The sequence below is a fragment of the Cupriavidus sp. 05T41 genome (genome assembly GCF_056396525.1).
Genome location: NZ_JBFTLQ010000019.1, coordinates 71,021 through 88,302 on the forward strand (window position 1 = coordinate 71,021; position 17,282 = coordinate 88,302).

Annotated in this window: 16 protein-coding genes and 1 pseudogene; 7 read left to right on the forward strand and 10 right to left on the reverse strand. The window is 69.7% G+C overall.

What is annotated here, in order from left to right; translation table 11 throughout:
- Window positions 1–189 precede the first annotated feature (189 nt).
- Window positions 190–1,071 carry a hypothetical protein gene (locus AC1DKV_RS13945; RefSeq protein WP_441616659.1) on the reverse strand — a complete coding sequence of 294 codons (882 nt, stop codon included), beginning with the start codon at window positions 1,069–1,071 and terminating at the stop codon, window positions 190–192.
- Window positions 1,072–1,157: 86 nt separating this feature from the next.
- On the reverse strand, window positions 1,158–2,588 hold the full coding sequence (locus tag AC1DKV_RS13950) for a TAXI family TRAP transporter solute-binding subunit (RefSeq protein ID WP_441643333.1): 1,431 nt from the start codon (window positions 2,586–2,588) through the stop codon (window positions 1,158–1,160).
- Window positions 2,589–2,733: 145 nt separating this feature from the next.
- Between AC1DKV_RS13950 and AC1DKV_RS13955 the strand changes: the two genes are divergently transcribed.
- Window positions 2,734–2,994, forward strand: coding sequence for a hypothetical protein (locus AC1DKV_RS13955; RefSeq protein WP_441616663.1), 261 nt, complete (start codon window positions 2,734–2,736; stop codon window positions 2,992–2,994).
- Window positions 2,995–3,094: 100 nt separating this feature from the next.
- Here the strand turns inward: AC1DKV_RS13955 and AC1DKV_RS13960 are convergent, their stop codons facing one another.
- Both AC1DKV_RS13960 and AC1DKV_RS13965 read right to left on the reverse strand, forming a co-directional pair.
- Entirely contained in the window at window positions 3,095–3,976 is an 882-nt protein-coding gene (locus AC1DKV_RS13960) for an NAD(P)-dependent oxidoreductase (protein WP_441616665.1), read from the reverse strand.
- Between the two features lie 52 nt (window positions 3,977–4,028).
- Window positions 4,029–5,495, reverse strand: coding sequence for an NAD-dependent succinate-semialdehyde dehydrogenase (locus AC1DKV_RS13965; protein ID WP_441616667.1), 1,467 nt, complete (start codon window positions 5,493–5,495; stop codon window positions 4,029–4,031).
- Between the two features lie 308 nt (window positions 5,496–5,803).
- On the opposite strand from AC1DKV_RS13965, the gene AC1DKV_RS13970 reads away from it, so the two are divergent.
- Window positions 5,804–6,775, forward strand: a complete 972-nt coding sequence (locus tag AC1DKV_RS13970) for a FadR/GntR family transcriptional regulator (RefSeq protein WP_441649924.1) — start codon at window positions 5,804–5,806, stop codon at window positions 6,773–6,775.
- Between the two features lie 107 nt (window positions 6,776–6,882).
- On the opposite strand, the gene AC1DKV_RS13975 is transcribed toward AC1DKV_RS13970, so the two are convergent.
- Window positions 6,883–7,353, reverse strand: a complete 471-nt coding sequence (locus AC1DKV_RS13975) for a ferritin-like domain-containing protein (protein WP_441616671.1) — start codon at window positions 7,351–7,353, stop codon at window positions 6,883–6,885.
- A gap of 49 nt (window positions 7,354–7,402) precedes the next feature.
- Window positions 7,403–8,500, reverse strand: a complete 1,098-nt coding sequence (locus AC1DKV_RS13980; protein ID WP_441616672.1) for a methyltransferase — start codon at window positions 8,498–8,500, stop codon at window positions 7,403–7,405.
- 304 nt (window positions 8,501–8,804) lie between these two features.
- On the opposite strand from AC1DKV_RS13980, the gene AC1DKV_RS13985 reads away from it, so the two are divergent.
- Complete coding sequence (locus tag AC1DKV_RS13985; RefSeq protein ID WP_441616674.1) at window positions 8,805–9,608, forward strand: BON domain-containing protein; 804 nt, start codon at window positions 8,805–8,807, stop codon at window positions 9,606–9,608.
- A 93-nt stretch (window positions 9,609–9,701) separates the two neighbouring features.
- Here the strand turns inward: AC1DKV_RS13985 and AC1DKV_RS13990 are convergent, their stop codons facing one another.
- Window positions 9,702–11,228 (reverse strand): MFS transporter, encoded by a 1,527-nt coding sequence (locus tag AC1DKV_RS13990; RefSeq protein WP_441616676.1) that lies wholly within the window; start codon window positions 11,226–11,228, stop codon window positions 9,702–9,704.
- Window positions 11,229–11,306: 78 nt separating this feature from the next.
- Complete coding sequence (locus tag AC1DKV_RS13995; protein ID WP_441616678.1) at window positions 11,307–12,128, reverse strand: alpha/beta fold hydrolase; 822 nt, start codon at window positions 12,126–12,128, stop codon at window positions 11,307–11,309.
- Between the two features lie 412 nt (window positions 12,129–12,540).
- On the opposite strand from AC1DKV_RS13995, the gene AC1DKV_RS14000 reads away from it, so the two are divergent.
- Complete coding sequence (locus tag AC1DKV_RS14000; RefSeq protein WP_441616680.1) at window positions 12,541–12,813, forward strand: hypothetical protein; 273 nt, start codon at window positions 12,541–12,543, stop codon at window positions 12,811–12,813.
- A gap of 62 nt (window positions 12,814–12,875) precedes the next feature.
- On the opposite strand, the gene AC1DKV_RS14005 is transcribed toward AC1DKV_RS14000, so the two are convergent.
- Both AC1DKV_RS14005 and AC1DKV_RS14010 read right to left on the reverse strand, forming a co-directional pair.
- Window positions 12,876–13,094 carry a hypothetical protein gene (locus AC1DKV_RS14005; RefSeq protein ID WP_441616682.1) on the reverse strand — a complete coding sequence of 73 codons (219 nt, stop codon included), beginning with the start codon at window positions 13,092–13,094 and terminating at the stop codon, window positions 12,876–12,878.
- Window positions 13,095–13,977: 883 nt separating this feature from the next.
- The gene (locus tag AC1DKV_RS14010) at window positions 13,978–14,379 is read right to left on the reverse strand and encodes a response regulator transcription factor (protein ID WP_441616684.1); all 402 of its coding nucleotides are present in this window, start codon (window positions 14,377–14,379) and stop codon (window positions 13,978–13,980) included.
- Window positions 14,380–14,512: 133 nt separating this feature from the next.
- Here AC1DKV_RS14010 and AC1DKV_RS14015 point away from each other — a divergent pair.
- The 3 genes and pseudogenes from AC1DKV_RS14015 to AC1DKV_RS14025 all read left to right on the forward strand — a co-directional run bounded on the left by AC1DKV_RS14015 (window position 14,513) and on the right by AC1DKV_RS14025 (window position 17,184).
- Window positions 14,513–15,988, forward strand: a pseudogene (locus AC1DKV_RS14015) (MFS transporter).
- Between the two features lie 151 nt (window positions 15,989–16,139).
- Window positions 16,140–16,466: a four-helix bundle copper-binding protein gene (locus AC1DKV_RS14020; RefSeq protein ID WP_441643334.1), complete on the forward strand. Its 327-nt coding sequence runs from the start codon at window positions 16,140–16,142 to the stop codon at window positions 16,464–16,466.
- A gap of 361 nt (window positions 16,467–16,827) precedes the next feature.
- A complete protein-coding gene (locus AC1DKV_RS14025; protein WP_441616688.1) occupies window positions 16,828–17,184 on the forward strand; it encodes an endonuclease in 357 nt (118 codons plus the stop codon).
- Window positions 17,185–17,282 lie beyond the last annotated feature (98 nt).

Here is a 17,282-nt window from a genome sequence, read left to right on the forward strand (position 1 = left end):
CGGCGCGCTCGGCCGGCGCCAGGCGGATCTGCCGCATCAGGTCCGTATCGGAACCTGCCTCGGGCTTGTTGTCGTCCACGACGATCGCGGCCACGTCATGGCCGGCGAGACGCATCGCGAGCGCGGCCAGGCCAGCGAGCTTCGCGCTGGCCGAAGGGGCAGGGCCGCGGTGATCGGCCCCTTTGCCACTCACCCGCCCATGTACATGCTCCGGTCCGCGCCCTGCGCGGGTGCCTGGATTGCGGCCGGCGCCGGCGCTTGCTCGCGCTGCTCCTGCGGCAAGGCAGGCTTCTGCTCGCGGCTCAGGATCTCCTGCTGGCGCTCTTGCACGGCCAGCAAGCGCTGGCGGCGCTGCGCGTCTTCGGCCTGCCGCTGCTGGTAGAGGCGGGCGCTCTCGCGCGCGATGCCGGTAGCGTCGCGCTGCTGGGCGGGCTCCAGCTTCTCGCGGCGTTGAATGCGGCCGGGGTCCTGGCGGTCCAGTTCTTCGGATTGATCGAGGAAGCGGCGGTCGGCTTCACTGGGATACCAACCGCGTTGCATCATGGCATTGCGGATCCTGGCGAGATGGCGGGACTCCTGCTCGAACAGCTTCTGTTCCTGGCGCTCGGCCTCTTCCCGCTTTTCGTGTGCGTAGGCGGCGCGCTCGGCCATGGGGACGTGGCCGTCGGCCTTGAAGCGCGCCAGGGAGTAGGCTGCGTTCTCCCGTTCGGCGGCGTCGGCTCCGGGATCGTGGAGGGTCCGGTAGAGTGTTTCCACGCGCTCCCGGATGCTCGCCTGGTACCTGGCGTTCTCTGCCGCCAGGCAGGCCGTGTCGCCGGGCTTGCAGGCATCCGGGAACCAGCCGAAGCCGTAGTGCATGACCACGACCGCGATGCCGATCACCAGGGCGCCCGTGGCCCATAGCGTCAGCAGTCTGCCGGCCGGCATGCTGGCGCCGATCCTGACGCCGTTGCCGATGTCCTGCGAGGCGTAGACCCGGGCATCGTTGCTCCCGCCCCGTCCGGACGACGCACCGATCCCCACCCGCGTGCCGTTTCCCGTCCGCTTCGATACCCAGAATCTTCTACTCATGGCTCGCCCTGTCTGACCCTTGCACCCGCTCTGTGGCGGATGGCGGCGGCCATCATAGCACCCGGCGGCGAGCCGCGCCGCCCGGGCTATGGCGCGCCGGTCAGGCGCCGTCGGACAAAGGCGATATGCTCGCGCAGCACATAGAACTGGTCGGCGTAGGCCAGCGGCATCCTGAGCCGGTTGACGGCGTCCTCGATGTGGTCCAGCCGGGCGATCAGGGTGGCTTTCTCTTCCTCGGTGGGATCGACCAGCGCCACGCGTTCGATCTCGATCAGCGAGCCGTACCAGCGGTAGATCCGCGACTTGACGCGCCAGCTATAGAGCGAGGGCACCACCTTGAAGGCGGGGATCAGCAGCACCAGGATGGGCACCACCACCAGCAGCGCGCGGTCGAGCAGGCTGGCCAGCCAGAATGGCAGGTGCCGGTACAGGAAGCCTTTGCCCGAGGCGTAGTAGCGCGTGGCGTCGTCGCTGAGCGGGAACTCGTGCACGGTGGCCGAGGGGAATTGCCCCGCGCCCTGCAGCAAGCCGGGCTTGCCGTGGACTTCGCGCGCGGCCTCGATCAGCAGGTCGGACAGCGCGGGGTGCAGGTTGTCGCGCGCCACCAGTTCCACCGTGGGGCTGATCAGGTGGATCGGGTGGACGGGCAGGTTCTTGCCCAGGTCCAGCACGCCGGCCGGCAGGACCAGCTGCTGCAGGTAGAGGAAGCGCCGCGTGTACGCGTCGGCCTGGGCGAAGTCCAGCAGGCGGATGCCCGGCATGCGGAACAGCTTGCGCATGGTGGGGCCGGTGGCGGAGTCGCCGGTCAGCATGGCCACGTCGATCTTGCCGTCGAGCAGCGCCTGCGCCGCCTCGTCGCCGTCATGGGCGAGCAGCGTGGCGCTGCCGCCGGGCTCGATGCCATTGGCCTTGAGCAGCGTCAGCGCCAGCGCGCGGCTGCCGCTGCCTTCGCGGCCGATGGCGATGCGCGCCGTGCGGAAATCCGACAGCTTGTGCTTTTCCTTGCCGCGGTACAGCACGCTGATGGGCGCGTAGAACATGCTGCCGAGCGAGACCAGTCCCTCCTTGTTCACCTCGCCGGAGACGCCGCCCTGGACCAGGGCCACGTCGACGGACTGCTTGGGATCGGCCAGCCGCCCGACGTTCTGCAGCGAACCCTCGGACGGCAGCACAGTGAGCGTGATGCCGTTGCGCGCGAGGATCGCGCGGTACTTCTCGGCGGCGTTCCAGAACGAACTGTCCTTCGGCCCGGCGCTGATGGTGATGGCATTGGGCGGCGCCGGCTGGATCAGCCAGACCGCCAGCCAGGCGGCCGCGATGCAGAACACCACGGCGGGGCCGAAGGACACCGCCAGGTCGCGCCAGGAGATGGCGACGAAGCGGGCGCCCAGGCGGCGGATATCGGTTCTGGCGCGCGCCGCCGCGGGGGCGGAGGTGGCGTCGGGGCTGGCTCCGGGAGTGGTTTCCGGTCTGGCTTCGGGTGGCGTGGGCTTGGCTTGCCCGGAGTCTGGCGTCATCGGCTCGCGTGCGCTGGGATGGAGCGGCAGAATCATAGCACCGGCCCCGGCGGGCTTACCGCGCCGGGCGCCGCGGCGCCGGACCCGCCAGCGATAGCGCTGCTTCAGCTCCGATGGTCTAAGCTGAATATCCGCTCAATACCCGATGGAGGCCGATGTGCGTAGATATATTCCCATTGCCGCTTCGCTGTTCCTGCTCGGCGCAAGCGGTCTGGCCCTGGCCCACAACTGCCCGAACGAGATGAAGGCGATCGATGCCAAGCTTGCCACCAAGCCGGCGCTGTCGGCGGAAGACGCCGCCAAGGTGACCAAGCTGCGCGCCGACGGCGAGGCCTATCACAAGGCTGGCAAGCACGATGAGTCCATGAAGTCACTTGGCGAGGCAAAGAAGATTCTCGGCATCTAGACGACATATAGAAGAAGAACCATCCTGACGGATGCGGCGCCTGCGCCGCATCCGGCTTGCCGAAGAGCGCCATGCCGCTCACTTTCGGCCTGCGTTGCACTCATCCCGCCTGCCTGTCCCCCAGAATCGAGATCAATTCCGGCACCGTGCCTTGCGCGCGCTCGCTGTGGCTGGCCTGCTCATAGGTGTCCCGTACCGCTTCGGCAGTGGCGCGCGCGGCGCCAAGTTCCGCGGCCATGGTGGTGTAGTAGCCCATGTCCTTGAGCGCGTTGGCGAGCGAGAAGCGGAAGCCCGAGTTGTCCTGTGCTTCGATATAGGGGCGCAGGCGGTTGAGCACGACGCCGTCGCCACCGCCCTTGGAGAGCACTTCGAGCAGCACCGCCGGGTCCACGTCGGCGCGTTCGGCGCACGCGGCGGCCTCGGCCAGCACGGCGGAGAAGCCGAGCGAGACGTAGTTGTGCAGCAGCTTGAGCCGGTGGCCGGAGCCGACGGGGCCGGCATGGACGATATTCTCGGCAAAGCAGGCCAGCAGCGGCCGGTATTGCTCGAACAGTTCGCGCTCGCCGCCGACGATGAGATTGAGACGCCCTTCGGCGGCTTCCCTGGGCGTGCGCGTCATCGGCGCATCGAGAAAGCGGCCGCCGGCCCTGGTCACGGCGTCCGCGATGCGCACGGTGGACGAGGGGATGGCGGTGGAGCAGTCGATCACCACCGTGCCCGGGCGCAGCCCGGCGAGCACGCCATCGGGGCGGAACAGGACGTCTTCGACTTCCGGCGTGCCGGTGACGCAGAGGATCACGGCGTCGGCGGCGCGCGTCACTTCGGCGGGAGTGGCGGCGGTGGTGGCGCCCGCGGCCAGCAGCTTGTCCAGCGGCTGGTTGCCCGGATGGTCGAGCAGCACCAGCGGGTGGCCGTGCTTCGCGATATTGGTGGCGATGCCGTGGCCCATCATGCCGATGCCGATCATGCCGATTGTCTTCATGTTGTCTCCGTTTCGATGCCGGGCTGGCGGTTTTCCGATGGCCGCGCGCGCTTCAGGCGCGCTTGCCGCCGAGGCCGCCGGCGCAGATGTACTTGATCTCGACGTAGTCCTCGATGCCGTATTTCGAGCCTTCGCGGCCCACGCCGGATTCTTTCACGCCGCCGAAGGGCGCGACCTCGGTGGAGATGATGCCTTCGTTCAGGCCGACGATGCCGACCTCCAGCGCTTCGGCCACGCGCCAGGAACGCTCGTAGCTGCCGGTGTAGAAGTAGGCGGCCAGCCCGAACGGGGTGTCGTTGGCCATGGCGATGACTTCCTCGTCCGAGGAGAAGCGGATCAGCGGCGCCACCGGGCCGAAGGTTTCCTCGTTCATCAGCCTGGCCTTGGGCGAGACCTCGGTGAGGATGGTCGGCGTGAAGAAGTGCCCGCCCAGCGGGTGCGGCTGGCCACCCGTGAGCACCCTGGCGCCGAGCCCGACCGCGTCCTCGATATGCTCCTTGACCTTGCGCACCGCGGCGTCGTCGATCAGCGGGCCGAGGTCCACGCCGTCGTCCAGGCCGTCGCCCACCACCTGTGCTTCCACCGCGGTCCTGAGCTTTGCCGCGAAGGCGTCGTAGATGCCGTCCTGCACGAAGATGCGGTTGGCGCAGACGCAGGTCTGGCCGGCATTGCGGAACTTGGAGGCCATCACGCCCAGCACCGCGGCGTCGAGGTCGGCGTCGTCGAAGACGATGAAGGGCGCGTTGCCGCCCAGTTCCATCGAGACTTTCTTGACCGTGCCCGCGCACTGCGCCATCAGTTCCTTGCCGACTTCGGTGGAGCCCGTGAACGAGAGCTTGCGCACCACCGGGCTGCCGGTCAGCTCGCGGCCGACCACGCCGGCGGAGCCGGTCACCACGTTGAACACGCCGGGCGGGATGCCGGCCTCGCTGGCCAGTTCGGCCAGGGCCAGCGCCGAGTAGGGCGTGGCCGAGGCGGGCTTGACCACGATGGTGCAGCCGGCGGCCAGCGCGGCCCCCGCCTTGCGCGTGATCATGGCGTTGGGGAAGTTCCACGGCGTGATGGCGGCCACCACGCCGATCGGCTGCTTGATCACCACGATGCGGCGGTCGCTGGCGGGGGCGGGGATGATGTCGCCGTAGATGCGCTTGGCCTCTTCGGAGAACCACTCGATAAAGCCCGAGCCGTAAGCGATCTCGCCGCGCGACTCGCGCATCGGCTTGCCTTGCTCGGTGGTGAGGATGGTGGCGAGATCCTCCTGGTGCTGCATGCACAGCTCGTACCAGCGGCGCAGCATCCTGGCACGCTCCTTGGCGCTGGTGGCGCGCCATGCCGGCAAGGCCTGGCCGGCCGCAGCGATGGCGGCCTGCACGTCAGCGCCGGTCATGCGCGGCACCGTGCCGATCACGGCGCCGGTGGCGGGGTTGGTGACCGACAGCGTCTCGCGGCCGGTGGCGTCTACCCAGCGACCGCCGACATGGCATTGCTGGCGAAACAGCGAAGGACGGGTGATCTTCATGGTCAGGCGCTCCGGGCGGGCATTGGCCGCATCGATGGAAAGGAACAGTGAGAGGGGGAGGGTGAGGGCGCTGCTCGTGCCGCCTGATGCCAGCAGGTTGCCGGGCCGTTCGCCGCGCTGCAGGGCCGCAAGGCCGTCGATGGCTTGGTGTCTCCTGTGCGGTGACTGGCGATGGCGCCTCTGCGGGCGTTCGGAGACGCCGGTCCCGAGGCGGGGACGCGGTCGCGCTGGTCAGTAATTTGTATTACAAATTTATATGATGAGTTTGTCAACCACTTTGTTCCCGGTGCTATCATCGGCACGGAACGATGGCCAGCGCGGGCAACCGCGCCGGCAAGAAGAACAAGAAGCACGAGAAGCACGAGAAGCACGAGAAGCACGAGAAGCCACGGATGCCGCCCGATAGCGAAGCCGATACCGATAGCCGCACCCAGCCAGTCCGAGACGGAGCCCGCATGCGCACCGACACCCTGAACGCCACGGCCTCGCCGCGCAAGCCGCCCGGCGAGATGACGCTGGCCGACCGCATCACCGAGCTGCTGGCAAGCCAGATCCGCAAGGGCACCTATCCGGTCAATGCGCGCCTGCCCACCGAGAAGTTCATGACCGAGGAATACGGCGTGAGCCGCACCGTGGTGCGCGAGGCCATTTCGCGGCTCAAGTCGGAGGGACTGGTGGAAACCCGCCAGGGCAGCGGCACCGTGGTGCTCGACCCCAAGGCCAGCGAGGCCTTCCGCCTCGGCCGCAACGACGATAACCCCGCGCTGGGCGTGGTGCGCATCATCGAGCTGCGGCGCGGCATCGAAGCCGAGATGGCGGCGCTGGCGGCGGAGCGCCGCAGCGAGGCCGGGATGGCGCGGATCCGCCGCGCGCTCAAGGCCATCGACCGTGCGGCGGCGGCCGGCGGCGATGGCGTGGAGGAGGACCTGGCCTTCCACATGGCCGTGTCGCGCGCCACCGGCAACCCGCACTACACCGAACTGCTGGGCCTGCTGACGCGCGCGCTGCAGGACGCCATCCGCCTCACGCGCGGCAACGAAGCGAAGCGCGCCGATCTGGCCGCGCAGGTACGCGCGGAGCACGAAGCCATGTGCGCCGCCATCGAGGCGCGCGATCCCGAGGCCGCGCGCAAGGCCGCCTTCCTGCATATGAAGAACACGGCGGACCGCATTGCCCACGCCGACCAGAGCTACTGGACCGGCAACAGCCGCGCGGCCGCGCAGCGCCTGGCGCGGGCAGACCTGGGCGAGGTGCTGCGGCGGCCGTCCGCGCGACGCTAGTGTCCCGGGTCGAGCCGCGCTGGCGGCCGGGCAGCGTACGCATGGCGTGGCGGACGCAGGCAAGTCCGGGCGGCAATCCAAGGGGGGCCGGGCCTTAGCCCGGGATCTCACGCAGACGGCGCGAACGCCGCGGTGCTGCCGGGCTTGCGCAGCATCTTGTCCACCTCGCCGGCATGGAGTTCTTCGAGCTGGATCATCTGGCGCGCGTATTCTTCGAGCGCCACCGAGCGGTCTTCGACCAGCGCCAGGAGTTCGCGGTAGAGCTTGAGGGCGGCCATCTCGGCGTCGAGCGATTCGCGCAGGATGGCGGCGGTGTCGAAGGTGTGGCTGTCGAGCAGCTTGCCGATGGCCAGGGACGGATAGGCGCCCAGCGTGGTGATCCATTCCCCGGCCTGCTGCGCATGCAGCAGCGATTCGTTGGCCTGGTCGCGCAGCCACGACACGATGGGAATGCGGCCGAAGCCGAACACCAGCAGCGAGTAGTGCGTGTAGCGGACCACGCCGGCCAGTTCGGCCTCGAGGATCCCGTTCAGCACGGTGACGATCTTTGCCTTGTCCTCGTTGTTCATTTCAGCCATGGCTGTGTCTCCGGTTGGCTACGTCCCGCCGCGCGATGCCGTGGCGATGCTATGCCTTGGTCGCGATCATCATCGAATCCGCACCGCTGAGCGGTTCCACGCGCGCCTGCGCGAAGCCGGCCTGCCTGGCCCAGTCGCAGCATTGCGTGCCGGTGTAGTCGAATCCGCCCGGTGTCTCGATCAGCATGTTCAGGCTCATCAGCAGGCCGAACGCGTTCTGCCGGCGCGCGTCGTCGATCATGGCGTCGTAGACGATCAGGCGACCGCCCGAGGGCAGCGCCGCGTGGCACTGCCGCAGCAGATGCAGCTTCTGCTCCAGGTCCCAGTCATGGAGGATATGGCCCATCACCAGCACGTCGGCCTGCGGGCAGGGATCGTTGAAGAAATCGCCGGGGTAGAAGCGCAGCCGGTCCTGCAGGCCATGCTCGGCGACGTAGGCGTCGAACACCGGCCCGACCGCGGGCAGGTCGAAGCCGCCGCCGCGCAGGTGTGGATGGGCCAGCGCAAGCTGTACCGGCAGCGCACCCTGGGCGGCGCCGATATCGATGACGGTCTTGCATTCCTGCCATGGAAAGCGCTGCGCCATGGCTTGCGCGGCGGCCAGGCTGACCCCGGTCATCGCCCGCAGGAACCCGCGCAGCCCCGCTTCGTCGCGATAGAGCGTGGCGAACGGGTCGGTGCCCTCGGCGGCATCGCCCTGCGGCTTGCCGGTGCGCAGCGAGTCGGTGAGCGCCCCCCAGGCGGGGTAGAGGCGTGCGTTGGCCATCTCCAGCAGGCCGCCGACATAGGTGGATTTCGCCTTGTCGAGAAAATGGTCCGCTTCCGGCGTGTTGCGGTACCTGCCGGCGCCGCCTTGTCCACCGCCTTCCTGTCCGCCGCCTTGCCCGCCGTCCTCGCGGTCGAGCACGCGCAGCGCAACCAGCGCATCGAGGAAATCCGCGGCGCCGCGCGGATGCAGGCCTAGCGCCGCGCCCAGCGCGCCGGCATCGAGCGGCTGCCGCGCCAGTTGGGTGAACACGCCAAGTTCCACGGCGCTCAGCATGGCCTTGGCGGCCCAGAATCCCATGCCGAGCTGCAGCAGGTGCTGGGGCGAAAGCGCTGCCCCTGCGTCTGCCGGCGCACGCTGGGTGTCGGCTTCGTTTTGCATAGGTCACCTCATCACGGTGGGCACGGCGGTGGGGAGGATGCTAGCTAACTCTAGATGCCGGGCCGGTCGAAATCCAGCCGGGCCCCGCCTGCAGGCGAGGGTGCGTATTACAACGCCGGGTAAAGCGCACACGCGGGAAGCGCATGGCGCACGTGCCGCTTGCTGCTCGCTGTCGGCATGGGCCGCCCGCCTGCGCCCGCCGTGGCGGGGCCATGGCCGCCGGCCTGGACCCGGTACGGATTTTGCCCCGATCAACCATGGTGGAGGGGCGTTGGTCCCCTCCGGAACGACATTGGGGATAGCCATGGGTACGTGGACAGACGAATACGGCCGGCAACGGTATGCGCCGGGCGGCGCGGATGCGCCCGGCAACGACGACGGAGCGCGTGCGACAAGGCGCGCGCAGCGGCACGCGTGGTATTCCGGCGATCGCAACGACGATAGCTGGCGTCTCGGCGAAGACGAAATCGCGCGCTACGAATCGCGCTATCCGCAGGCCCGGTTCCGCCGGCCGGCGAGCGCCATTGCCGGCATGGGCGGTGGCGAGCGCCAGCCCTGGGGGCAGGGCCGTTGGGACCGCGGCCGCGATGAGGCGCTCGTATCGCCCGCGTCGCGCCGCCCGGACGGCGATGGCTATGCCAGCACCCAGGGCACGGCCGCACCGGATGGCGCCCCCGGCGGGCGGGGCTACGTCAGCGGTTACGCCAGCGGTTATGCGGACGGCTACCGCGCCGCGCAGCGGGCACGCGCGACGCCCGGCGTCGCCACGGCGGGGCCGGGCGCGGGGATGGCCGGCCCGGATGAATACCAGGGGGCCGGGTATGAGCGGAGCGGGTACGAACGCGGCCGGCGCATGGGTCCGAAGGGCTACCGCCGCTCGGACGAGAGCCTGCGCGAGGAAGTATGCGAGCGGCTTGCCTGCGACCACACGCTCGACGTGAGCGAAGTCACGGTTTCGGTAAGCGGGGGCATGGTCACGCTGGAGGGCACGGTCACCCAGCGGCACATCAAATACGAAATCGAAGAGGTGGCCGACGATGTGTACGGCGTCACCGAGGTGATCAACCAGATCCGGGTGCGGCCGTATGGGGTGCTGGCTTCGGAGTAGGCGGGCGGCGGCGTCGGCACGGCGTCGCATTCCGGCCCTGACGCCGCGCGGCGCCACCCATGCCACGGTGGCCCGCCACGCAGGCGGCGGGGCCTACGGCGCCGGCACCTGCCGGCGGGCGCGGCACAAGTGGGTGACGGCCAGCGCCAGCCCGAGCAGGCAGGCCAGGCTCCAGGCGTAGGCATGGGTATAGCCAGGCCAGTCCGGGGGCATGGCACTGGCTTCCAGCACGCCGTAGAAGACATTGCCGATCAGCGCCACCCCGACCGAGTTGCCGACCTGTTGCACGGTAGCCAGGACGCCGGAGGCGACGCCTGCGTGCCGCTCTGGCATGCCCGCCAGCACTGCGGATGCCAGCGGCGCCATTACCATGCCGATACCGGCGCCTTGCACCGCCAGAAGCCCGAGCATCGCCGCCACCGGCGCGGTGGCATGCGCATGCCACGGCAAGAGCGCATTGGCCAGTTGCAGCCAGTGGCCTGCGGCCAGCAGCAGCGCGCCGTAGGCGATGGACGAGCGACCCAGCCGCGCGGCAATGCGCGGCGCCGCCAGCGAGGCGCCGAAGAAGCCCAGTGCCAGCATGGTGAAGGCCCCGCCGCCTTGCAGCGGGCTCAGGCCGAGTCCGTCCTGCAGGTACAGCGCGAGCACGAAATAGAACGATGCATTGCCGGCATAGAAGGCCAGCGTCACCGCCAGCCCGCGCGCGAAGCCCGGCGTGGCGAACAGCGCGGGGCTGACCAGCGGCTGGCCGCCACGGGCCTGCAGCCGGCGCTGCTGCCATGCGAACAGCGCCAGCAGCGGCGGGGCCAAGGCCAGCGCCAGCAGCGTTGCTGGCGGCCAGCCTTGCTGGCGGCCCTCCACCAACGGCCACACCAGCGCGCACAGGGCCGTGGCAAGCAAGGCCATGCCGCGCAGGTCCGGCTTGCTGCCCGGGACCCGCGGCGCGGCGCGCAGCACGCGCGGCGCCAGCAGCAGCGCCGCCGCGGCCACCGGCACGTTGATCAGGAAGCAGGCGCGCCAGCCCAGGCCGCCCGGGTCGGCACGGATCAGCGCGCCGCCGAGCAGCTGGCCGAGCAGCGCGGCAAGCCCGAGCGTGAGCCCGTAGGCGGCAAAGGCGCGCGCGCGTGCCGGCCCGGTGTAGGCCAGCGACAGCATGGCCAGCACCTGCGGCTGCAGCAAGGCGCCGCCCAGGCCCTGCGCCACGCGCGCCGCCACCAGCGCGCGGGCGTCCGGCGCCAGTCCGCACGCGGCGGAAGCCAGCCCGAACAGCGCCAGGCCCAGCATGAACATGCGACGGCGCCCGAGCATGTCGCCCAGGCGCCCGCCGGTGATCAGGCCGGCCGCGTTGGCCACGCCGTAGCCGGCCACCACCAGCTGCAGCGCACCGGCGCTGGCGTGCAGGTCATGCCGGATGGCCGGCAGCGCCACGTTGACGATAAAGAAGTCCATCACCACCATGAAGGTGCCGCTCAGCATGACCAGCATCGCCAGGCGCTCGCGGGTGCGCGTGATGGCAGAACTGGTCGCAGGGGCGGTGGCGGGCGGATGCGAAGCCGGCGCGGCGCGCGGCGAGGCGAGCGAGGGCAGCGCTACGGCTGGCTCGGGGCTGGGCGAGGACATGGCGGGGTTCCGGTCGGGATCCATCAGGCAGGGAACAGGCAGGCGACAGGCAGGCGACAGGCAGGCGTCGGCGGATCGTCAGTCAAGTCCGCGCACGAAGCCGAGGATGTCGGCAGACAGCCGCGCCCCGTGCGTGTAGGGCAGGCCGTGCGGTGCGCCTGCGTACACGGCGAGGCGCGCATCGGGCAGCAGCGCAGCCGTGCGCTGCGCGGTGAGCGGCAGGGGGCAGGACACGTCGTTGTCGCCGTGCACCAGCAGCGCCGGCACGCGGATCGCCGGCAGCTCGGCGCGGAAATCCGCATACGCGTTGGCATGGTTGCAGCCGAGCAGCGCCGGCAGCGAAGTCTGCAACGCCATCGCGCGCACCCATTCCAGCCGTGGCGCAGAGCACAGCCCGCCGCCGAAGGGCGCGAGGTTATTCTCCACCCACAGCGGGAAATCGCCGGCCAGTTCGCCTGCGACCTGCTCGAGCAGGGCGGGGGCGATGCCGTCGGGGTTGTCCGCGCTCTGCGCCAGGCACGGCGTGGTGCAGCCCACCAGCACCATGCCGGCGACGCGGCTGGCGCCATGGCGCGAGAGATAGCGCACGATCTCGCCGGCAGCCATCGAATGCCCCACCAGCGTGACGCGCCGCAGGTCCAGGGCCTCGATCACATCGGCGAGGTCGTCGGCCAGCGTATCGAAGTCATAGCCGCGGCCCGGATCGCCCGAGCGCCCGTGGCCGCGCCGGTCGTAGGCAATGCAGCGCAGGCCGGCGGCGCGCAGCGCCACCATCTGGGCACCCCAGGAATCCGAGTACAGGGCCCAGCTGGCAACGAACAGCACCACCCCGGCGGCGCTGCCGTCGTGCCAGTCGCGCACGAACAGCGAAACGCCGTCGCGGGTTTGCACGTAGTCCATCGGGAGGAGTGGGGCGGTGGTAGACGTGGTAGACGTGGCGGCGGGAGAAGCGGGAGAAGCGGGAGAAGCAGGATAAGCGGGTTCGAGGCGGGCAAGGCTGGCTGCGGGCATGGCGGTCGGCTCCGGTTGAGCTTGCCTGGCGGTTCCAGGCAAGCTCAGTGTCGGCGCTGGCGCGCGGCGGGCCAATTACCGGGGAGGTAATCGGAAGCCTTCGGAAGGCGTTGGCGGCGGTGGCTCGCTGGCGCGGAAAACGCGAGGCGACGGCATCGCGCAGGGAGCGCATCCGCTGGCCGCGGGGCCTGGTCTCTCTCCCGGGCAGCCTTGTTGCCCGCCGAATCCCCTTGCTGCGATACTGCGGTTCTCATCAGAGACGAGATACCGCCGGCATCCGCGGCGGCCCCGGGAGACGGCCATGGCGCAATTGCGGTTCCACGAACTGCCGGCGCAGGAGCGCGACGACTTCGCGTCCGCCTGCGCGCTGCACGGTTTTGCCCTTGAGGACTTCGAGGTCAGCGCGCAGGATGGGCGGGACGGCGCTCCTGGGCACGCGTCCCGCAGCATCACCGTGGCCCGCGTGACCGGGGGTGAAGCCAGGGAATACCGCGACGGTGTCCAGGGTGCGTGGACGGCCGTCTTCGAACGCGACCTCGCGCAGGATGTGTTCGGATTCCCGCTGGCGGATTAGCCGGTGTCTCCGCCAGGCGGGAAAGCATCCGCCCGGCCGGCCGGGTTGTCGGGCCGCGGGACCTATCCGGACGCCTTGGCCGCCGCCTGCGTGCGCGCGCGCACGGTAGCGCGGCTCGAGCTTGCCGGTGACGAGCGGATGGCCTCTTCCAGCGCATCGGCAAGCGCGCGCGTACGGCGCTCGGCTATCTGCTGCAGCGTGGGCTCGCACGATGACGGGGGCTGGGCGGGCAATGCACCCACCTGCGCCGCGCCATCCGGGCGGCTGGCCGCATCGGTCATTGGTTTCGGGTCATGGAACATGTGGGCAAAGGTGTTGGGTCCTGGGGCTGCCGTCACCGGCAGGGCATGGCGCCGCCACGTGCGGCCTGGCCGCATTTTGCGCCGGCGCGGCACCGGTGCGCTGCCCCCTTGTTGGTGTAGGCGCGAAGAACTATTGACGCGGCTGCGGCGTTCGGCGCATGGCGGATTCCCTGCGCGGCCGGGCGCGCATGCCGGGCGGAAAAAATGGGGACGCGGCACTCGGCCCGCGTCCCCGCAAGCCCCAGCCATGTGACAAATGGCTTCCCGTCATGCGATGCTGAACTGGCAGGAATCGTGCCACTCGCGCCAGGACAATTCGCCCGGGCGCAGGCGATGCCGGGTGTCCGCGGGTGGCCGGTCTCTGCGCGGTCGGCGCGCGGCAGCCTGAGGGGTCGCCGGTGCACGAATGCCGGCCGCGGGGTATCCCGAACTTTCCTGCTCATGTAAAAAAGTCGCATGGCCCCGTGCGGTGGTCATCCCGCGCGCGACAGGTAAAAAAATGCCCGCCGGTCTGGTCCGGAGGGCATTGACGAAGTGAGATGGGCGAGCGCTTTGGTTTCCCGCCCGCGCATAGTGTCTCACCATGAGCGTCGATCGGCTGCCCCAATACCGGGGGGTTTGTGCTTCGTCACTCACTTGACACGCATCAAAAAATAAATGCGACAGCGATGGCAGCGGAGCCGGTGTCGGCCCGATCCAGGTGCTGCATGGGCTATGCATTGCGCTGTGCGTGGACCGCTCTCCTGGCTTGCCGGCGCAGGTTCCTCGCCTTGCCATTTGCCCAGCTCATTTGCCATGTGATCCCGGCACCCGGAACGAGGCCACCCGGGCGGCGCACGGCATGGTGCGCATGGCAAGAGTTTCAAGGCCGCGCCGGACCGCATGCGCCGGACTCGCCGGATTCGCCGGCGAGCTCGCGTACGAGCCGGACTACTTCGTCGGGGTGGCAAGGCTTGGGGCAGTAGCGCACGCTAGGGTTGGCGATGGTGGGCACAGGGCGCATGCTGGTCGAGATTACCAGCGGCGTGGCACAGAGCGCGTGGTCGTGCAGCAGCATGCCGCACAGCACCGCGCCGTCGCCATGCGGCATGATCCAGTCGGTCACTACCACGCTGGGATGCACGCGTTGCGCCATGAAATAAGCGCTGAATCCGTCGGCGGCGCGCTCCACGATATAGCCGGCGTCCTCAAGCGCGCACGCCAGCGCATCTGCCACGCCGGGTTCATCGTCGACCACGAGGATGGTTTGACAGGGACGCCGCATGGAATCTGCCTATGATGAGTTTGTCGTAGAAGACACTGCTCCACGCAAGGCCCGGGCCAGAAGCCCGCTGCCTGCCACCGCCAGCCGGAACCTGCCCATGCCCGTCGTGCAACCCGTGCCACCAGTGTCAGATATGCCAGGGCGCCCAAAGGGGCCGGACATGGCTGCCGCGCCGGTCGCGCGCAGCGATATCCCGGCCCGCCTTGACCGCTTGCCGTGGTCGCGCTGGCACTGGCGCGTGGTCATCGCGCTGGGCGTGGCATGGGTGCTCGACGGACTGGAGGTGACGCTGGTCGGCTCGCTCGGCGGCGTGCTGGAGCGTCCCGACGGCCTCGGCCTGGATGCGGCGCAGGTGGGCTGGCTCGGCTCCCTGTACGTCGCGGGCGCGGTGGCGGGCGCGCTGGTGTTCGGACGGCTGGCGGACCGCCTCGGACGCAAGACCTTGTTCCTGGCGACGCTGGCCGTGTACATGGCCGCCACGCTCGCCACGGCATTCTCCACGGGCTTCGTGTTCTTCGCGGTGTGCCGCTTCCTGACCGGGCTCGGCATCGGCGGCGAATACGCGGCGATCAATTCGGCCATCGATGAGCTGATCCCGGCCCGCGTGCGCGGCCGCGTCAACCTGGCCATCAACGGCAGCTTTTGGCTCGGCGCGGCACTGGGCGCCGGGCTGAGCCTGCTCCTGCTGGATCCGCGCGTACTGGGCCCGGCGCTGGGCTGGCGCGCCGCGTTCGCACTCGGCGCCGTGCTGGCGCTGGCCATCCTGCTGGTACGGCGCGATGTGCCCGAGAGCCCGCGCTGGCTGCTGTCGCACGGGCGCGAGGCGGAGGCGGGCCGCATCGTGGCGGACATCGAGTCGCAGGTGATCGCGCAATACGGCGCATTGCCGCCCGCGGCGGGCACGATCACCTTCGTGCGCCGCGCCACGCCCGCGCTGCGCGAGGTCGCCGGCGTGCTGTTCCGGCGCTAGCGCATGCGCAGCGCGGTGGCGCTGGCGCTGATGGTGTCGCAGGCATTTTTCTACAACGCGATCTTCTTCACCTATGCGCTGGTGCTGACGCGTTTTCACGGCGTGCCGGACAACCGCGTGGGGCTGTATATGTTTCCGTTCGCGCTGGGCAATGTGCTCGGGCCGCTGCTGCTGGGCCCGCTGTTCGACAGAGTCGGCCGGCGCCGCATGATCGGGCTGACCTATGTGCTGTCCGGCGTGGGCCTGGCGCTGACCGGCTGGGCCTTCGTGCAAGGCTGGCTCGACGCGCGCAGCCAGGCCCTGTGCTGGTCGGTGGTTTTCTTCCTGGCGTCGGCCGCGGCCAGTTCGGCGTATCTCACGGTCAGCGAGGTGTTTCCGCTGGAAACGCGCGCGCTGGCGATCTCGGTGTTCTACGCTGTAGGAACAGGGAGCGGCGGATTTATCGGCCCGCTGCTGTTCGGCGCGTTGATAGAAAGCGGCAGCCGCGTGGCGGTGGCTACCGGCTACGGCATCGGGGCGCTGCTGGTGATCGCCGCGGGCCTGTTTGCCTTGCGCTACGCGGTCAACGCAGAGATGCGCCCGCTGGAAGACATCGCGCCGCCGCTGTCCGCGGACCCGGCGCAAGCGACGCGGGAATAGCGCCAGGCCCGGGCATGCCGCCCCTGTACTCTGCCCGTGCTGCATGCAAGGCGCGCATCGCCGGGCGCGCTGTCAGCCCCGGCCATGCGCAGGGCAAGCTGGCACGATTTGCGCGTGAAGCTCGCCCGTTCCCAGCCGACCAGGAGCCACCATGACGATGGATGACTATCAAGCCTGCATCGACGCGTGCAATGCCTGCGCCGCGGCGTGCAACCACTGCGCGGCGTCGTGCCTGCAGGAAGGGCAGGCCGCGGACATGACGGAATGCATCCGGCTGGACATGGAGTGCGCCGCCTTGTGCCAGCTTGCCGCCGCCGCGATGGCGCGCGGCAGCCCCTATGCAGCGGAGATATGCCGCTTGTGCAGCAAGGCCTGCGAGGCCTGCGCCAGCGAGTGCGGACGACATGCCGTGCGGCACTGCCAGGTCTGCGCGATTGCCTGCAAGCTGTGCGCGGACGCGTGCCACGGCATGGCATAAGGCGCGCTGATGCACATCACACGCGCAATGATCTGCGCGCGTGACATGCACCTGTGACATGCACCTGTGACACGGGCGGAGCAGTCGGCGCGCGCAGGTAACGATTACCATCGTGCGCCTTTGTTTCCGGCCACGTGAACCCATGCGTGTTCGTCCGCATCGCGCCCGGCGCAGGCCGCCGGGAGGCCGCCAGGCAAGCGCTGCCAACGCATGCCGCCCGCCCCGCGCGAGCACTCCCCCCCGAGCGGCCCGCATGCTTGTCGGACGGCGTCTGACTGGCACATGTCTGGCTTGGGAAGAGACCAGGCGCTCCGCATGCGAGCGACCCTTTTCCTCTCTTTTCCTCTCCGAGGAGGTACCTATGAAGCATTCATTCGCCAAGGCCCTGCTGATGGCAGGCGCCGCCATGGCTTCGGTTTGCGCGCTGGCCCAGGGCGTGGGCGTGCAGGAGCCCCGCAGTCCGTATTCGCAGGGCGGCATGTCCAATAGCGGCGCCGGCCTGACCGACCCCTACGCCGGTGCCCGCGCGCCGGACAAGTTCGACCCTTACACGCAGGGCGCCAGCCAGCCCGTGCGCACCGACCTGGCCCCCACGCAAGAGCCCTACATGGACCAGAGCCAGAATGCGCAGCTGGCCTACATGGACCGTTCGCGCTGGCTGGGCCCCACGCTGGGCACGCGCCTGGGCCTGCGCAGCCGCTTCCTGGACGGGGCCTGAGATCCGGCGCCTCATAGGCTGGCCGTGATCTTGATTTCCGACTTCCGCCCCAGCAGGTGAAGTGCCGGGGGCGGCATGCATCGGCGCCCATGCCAGTC

Excerpts from the sequence above, each read along its gene's own strand:
- AC1DKV_RS13945 (WP_441616659.1), bottom strand. The coding sequence starts at position 1,071 with ATGAGTAGAAGATTCTGGGTATCGAAGCGGACGGGAAACGGCACGCGG.
- AC1DKV_RS13950 (WP_441643333.1), bottom strand. The coding sequence starts at position 2,588 with ATGACGCCAGACTCCGGGCAAGCCAAGCCCACGCCACCCGAAGCCAGA.
- AC1DKV_RS13955 (WP_441616663.1), top strand. The coding sequence starts at position 2,734 with ATGGAGGCCGATGTGCGTAGATATATTCCCATTGCCGCTTCGCTGTTC.
- AC1DKV_RS13960 (WP_441616665.1), bottom strand. The coding sequence starts at position 3,976 with ATGAAGACAATCGGCATGATCGGCATCGGCATGATGGGCCACGGCATC.
- AC1DKV_RS13965 (WP_441616667.1), bottom strand. The coding sequence starts at position 5,495 with ATGAAGATCACCCGTCCTTCGCTGTTTCGCCAGCAATGCCATGTCGGC.
- AC1DKV_RS13970 (WP_441649924.1), top strand. The coding sequence starts at position 5,804 with ATGGCCAGCGCGGGCAACCGCGCCGGCAAGAAGAACAAGAAGCACGAG.
- AC1DKV_RS13975 (WP_441616671.1), bottom strand. The coding sequence starts at position 7,353 with ATGGCTGAAATGAACAACGAGGACAAGGCAAAGATCGTCACCGTGCTG.
- AC1DKV_RS13980 (WP_441616672.1), bottom strand. The coding sequence starts at position 8,500 with ATGCAAAACGAAGCCGACACCCAGCGTGCGCCGGCAGACGCAGGGGCA.
- AC1DKV_RS13985 (WP_441616674.1), top strand. The coding sequence starts at position 8,805 with ATGGGTACGTGGACAGACGAATACGGCCGGCAACGGTATGCGCCGGGC.
- AC1DKV_RS13990 (WP_441616676.1), bottom strand. The coding sequence starts at position 11,228 with ATGTCCTCGCCCAGCCCCGAGCCAGCCGTAGCGCTGCCCTCGCTCGCC.
- AC1DKV_RS13995 (WP_441616678.1), bottom strand. The coding sequence starts at position 12,128 with ATGGACTACGTGCAAACCCGCGACGGCGTTTCGCTGTTCGTGCGCGAC.
- AC1DKV_RS14000 (WP_441616680.1), top strand. The coding sequence starts at position 12,541 with ATGGCGCAATTGCGGTTCCACGAACTGCCGGCGCAGGAGCGCGACGAC.
- AC1DKV_RS14005 (WP_441616682.1), bottom strand. The coding sequence starts at position 13,094 with ATGACCGATGCGGCCAGCCGCCCGGATGGCGCGGCGCAGGTGGGTGCA.
- AC1DKV_RS14010 (WP_441616684.1), bottom strand. The coding sequence starts at position 14,379 with ATGCGGCGTCCCTGTCAAACCATCCTCGTGGTCGACGATGAACCCGGC.
- AC1DKV_RS14020 (WP_441643334.1), top strand. The coding sequence starts at position 16,140 with ATGACGATGGATGACTATCAAGCCTGCATCGACGCGTGCAATGCCTGC.
- AC1DKV_RS14025 (WP_441616688.1), top strand. The coding sequence starts at position 16,828 with ATGAAGCATTCATTCGCCAAGGCCCTGCTGATGGCAGGCGCCGCCATG.